This is a genomic window from Arthrobacter sp. CAL618, assembly GCF_000468215.1.
Classification (GTDB): Bacteria; Actinomycetota; Actinomycetes; order Actinomycetales; family Micrococcaceae; genus Arthrobacter_D.
Genome location: NZ_ASZW01000216.1, coordinates 1 through 3,284 on the forward strand (window position 1 = coordinate 1; position 3,284 = coordinate 3,284).

The following is a 3,284-nucleotide window of genomic DNA, read 5'->3' on the forward strand; positions in this document are numbered from 1 at the left end:
ACCGCGTGTGCGGTCCCACCCTGCTGTCATGGTGCCTGGTTATTAACCGTTACTTCGACGAAACCTCGTCGGCGTCGTCGTCCTCGTCCTCGTCCGGCTTGCGATACGGATCAGCGTCGCCAGCGAACTTCGCACCCTGGGCAATGGCCGCCACCTCTGCATCGCGTTCCCGCGCAGTGCGCAGCAGCTCTTCGAGATGGCTTGCGTTGACCGGAATCTCGTCGGGGACGAATTCCAGCGTCGGAGTCAACCGTGCGGTAATGTTCTTGCCCACCTCTGACCGCAGCACTCCTCGCGCCGACTCGAGGGCGGTGCGGGTGGCCGCCTGCTCTTCTGCGTCGCCGAAGACCGTGTAGTACAGGGTCGCGTGCTGGAGGTCGTTGGTCACGCGTGCGTCGGTGATGGTCACGGCCTCAAGCCGTGGATCTTTGACCCGGCGGCGTAACGCCTCAGCAACAATTACCTTAATCCGTTGTGCAAGCCGTGAGGCCCGGGCCGGATCTGCCATAACTAACTCCTCTTGCCTAAAATACTTACCTATAAATCGGGAACTTCAAGGACGCCAGCGAGGACTGTCGTCGTCGCAAGCCCCCGAACGTGCCGCCAAGCCGAGAAGGCCTGACCGCCCCACTCGGACGCCCGGGAATCCGGGGCGCCTATGGTTGGTGGGCGTCTGAGCGAACGCTCCGGACGAAGTCCGCGTGCGGGCGCGAAGTGGGCAANGGATTCCGGGGCGCCCAAGCTCACAACCTAGACGCGCGGCTTCTCGCGCATCTCGTAGGTTTCAACGATGTCGCCTGCCTTGACGTCGTTGAAGGACCCGAGGCCGATACCACATTCGAAGTCCGTGCGGACCTCGGTGGCGTCGTCCTTGAAGCGACGCAGGGACTCGATGGTGAGGTTGTCGCCGACAACCGTCCCGTCGCGGACCAGGCGTGCCTTGGAGTTCCTGCGGATGACGCCCGAGCGGACGATCGACCCGGCGATGTTGCCGAACTTCGATGACCTGAAGACTTCCCGGATCTCTGCGGTTCCGAGCTGTGCTTCTTCGTACTCTGGCTTGAGCATGCCCTTGAGCGCTGCTTCGATGTCATCGATTGCTGCGTAGATGACCGAGTAGAAGCGCAGGTCGACGCCTTCGCGGTCGGCAAGATCTGCCACCCGCTCGGCTGGCCGGACGTTGAACCCAATGATGATCGCTGAGTCAACGGTCGCCAGGTTGACGTCGTTCTGCGTGATGGCGCCGACACCGCGGTGAATAACCCGCAGAGCAACTCCATCGCCCACATCGATCTTGAGCAGTGAGTCTTCGAGTGCTTCGACAGCACCCGAGACGTCGCCCTTGAGGATGAGGTTGAGGGTGTCGACCTTGCCGTCTGCAACGGCCTGATCGAAGTCCTCGAGGCTGATGCGCTTGCGGCGCTTCGCCAGGGCTGCGTTGCGGTCGGCTGCTTCACGCTTCTCAGCGATCTGGCGACCGGTCCGCTCGTCAGGCGTCACCAGGAAGGTGTCACCGGCACGAGGCACCGTGGAAAGACCCAACACCTGCACGGGGCGGGACGGGCCAGCGATCATAACGTTGTCGCCGTCTTCGTTGAACATGGCACGGACGCGTCCGTGAGCCACACCCGCAACGATCGTGTCGCCGACGCGCAACGTTCCGGACTGAACCAGAACCGTTGCGACAGCGCCGCGACCCTTGTCCAGGTTCGCTTCGATAGCGATACCGCGGGCGTCCTTGTTCGGATTGGCTCGCATGTCCAGTGCCGCATCGGCGGTCAGCAGGACCGCTTCGAGCAGTTCGTCGATGCCGTCGCCCTGAAGCGCCGACACATGAACGAACATGGTGTCACCACCGTATTCTTCGGGAACCAGACCGTATTCGGTGAGCTGGCCCTTGACCTTGTCAGGGTTCGCTCCTTCACGGTCCATCTTGTTCACCGCGACAACGATCGGCACATTGGCTGCCTGAGCGTGGTTCAGCGCCTCAACCGTCTGAGGCATGACGCCGTCGTCGGCTGCGACAACGAGAACCGCGATGTCGGTGACCTTGGCACCTCGGGCACGCATAGCGGTGAACGCCTCGTGACCGGGGGTGTCAATGAACGTGATGGCCCTTTCGGTGCCCTCATGCTCGTGGTCGATCTGGTAGGCACCGATGTGCTGGGTGATCCCGCCGTGTTCGCCTTCGACGACGTTCGACTTACGGATCGCGTCCAGCAGGCGGGTCTTACCGTGGTCAACGTGACCCATGACGGTGACCACTGGTGGCCGGGCCTCGAGCTGGGTGTCGCCCTCGGCTTCGAGTTCGGCGTCGATATCGATGTCGAAGTTGCCCAGGAGTTCGCGCTCCTCGTCCTCCGGCGAAACGACCTGGATCTTGTAGCCCAGTTCGGTGCCGAGCACCTCGAAGGTACCTTCGTCGAGGGACTGGGTAGCGGTAGCCATTTCACCGAGGTGGAACAGGACCGTGACCAGTGCCGCCGGGTTCGCATCTATCTTCTCGGCGAATTCGGAGAGTGATGAGCCGCGACGCAACCGAACAATGGTGTTGCCGTCGCCGCGGGGTACGCTGACGCCGCCCAGGGACGGAGCTGACATCTGCTCCAGTTCCTGACGCTTCGCGCGCTTCGACTTGCGCTGCTTGCCGCGTCCTGCACCGCCCTTACCGAAAGCGCCGGCAGTGCCGCCGCGTCCGCGACCGCCCTTACCGAAGCCACCGCCTGCGGGTGCACCTCCACCTGCACCGGGGGCGCCACCTGGGGCGCCACGGCCCGGTCCGCCGCCTGGACGGGCTGCGCCACCGCGACCGGGTGCTGCTGGGCGTTCGGTGCGGTTCGGCATCATCCCCGGTGTGGGGCGTGAACCTGCTGCACCGGCCGCTGGGCGGGGACCGCCCGGACGGGCTGCTCCCGCTGCGGGGCGTGGGCCACCTGCACCGGCCGCTGGGCGTGGGCCACCTGCACCCGCTGCTGGGCGCTGGCCACGCTCGTCGTCGCGACGTCCTGGGCGAGGCATGCCCTGTGACGGTGCGAACGGGTTGTTGCCTGGCCGGGGTCCGCCTGAACGATCGCCGTCGCCGCGCCCTGAACGGGGCATGCCCTGTGAGGGTGCGAACGGGTTGTTGCCTGGCCGCGGTGCGCCGGGGCGAGCCGCACCGGGACGCGCGGCTGGAGCCTGCGCCTCAGCTGGCTTCGGTGCCGGGCGAGCGCCCGGCTTGGCTGCCGACGATTCTTCCTTGGCCGCTGGCTGGGCTGCTGGTTCCGCTGCCGGAGCCTGCGGTG

Annotated in this window: 2 protein-coding genes; both read right to left on the bottom strand. The window is 65.3% G+C overall.

Annotation, left to right across the window (positions count from 1 at the left end; all coding sequences use genetic code 11):
• Positions 1-49: 49 nt before the first annotated feature.
• A complete protein-coding gene (rbfA, locus tag K728_RS0113015) occupies positions 50-508 on the bottom strand; it encodes a 30S ribosome-binding factor RbfA (RefSeq protein ID WP_019483469.1) in 459 nt (152 codons plus the stop codon).
• A gap of 242 nt (positions 509-750) precedes the next feature.
• Positions 751-3,284, bottom strand: a 2,534-nt coding sequence (gene infB / locus K728_RS0113020) for a translation initiation factor IF-2 (RefSeq protein WP_024476993.1), incomplete at its 5' end; no start/stop codon positions are given.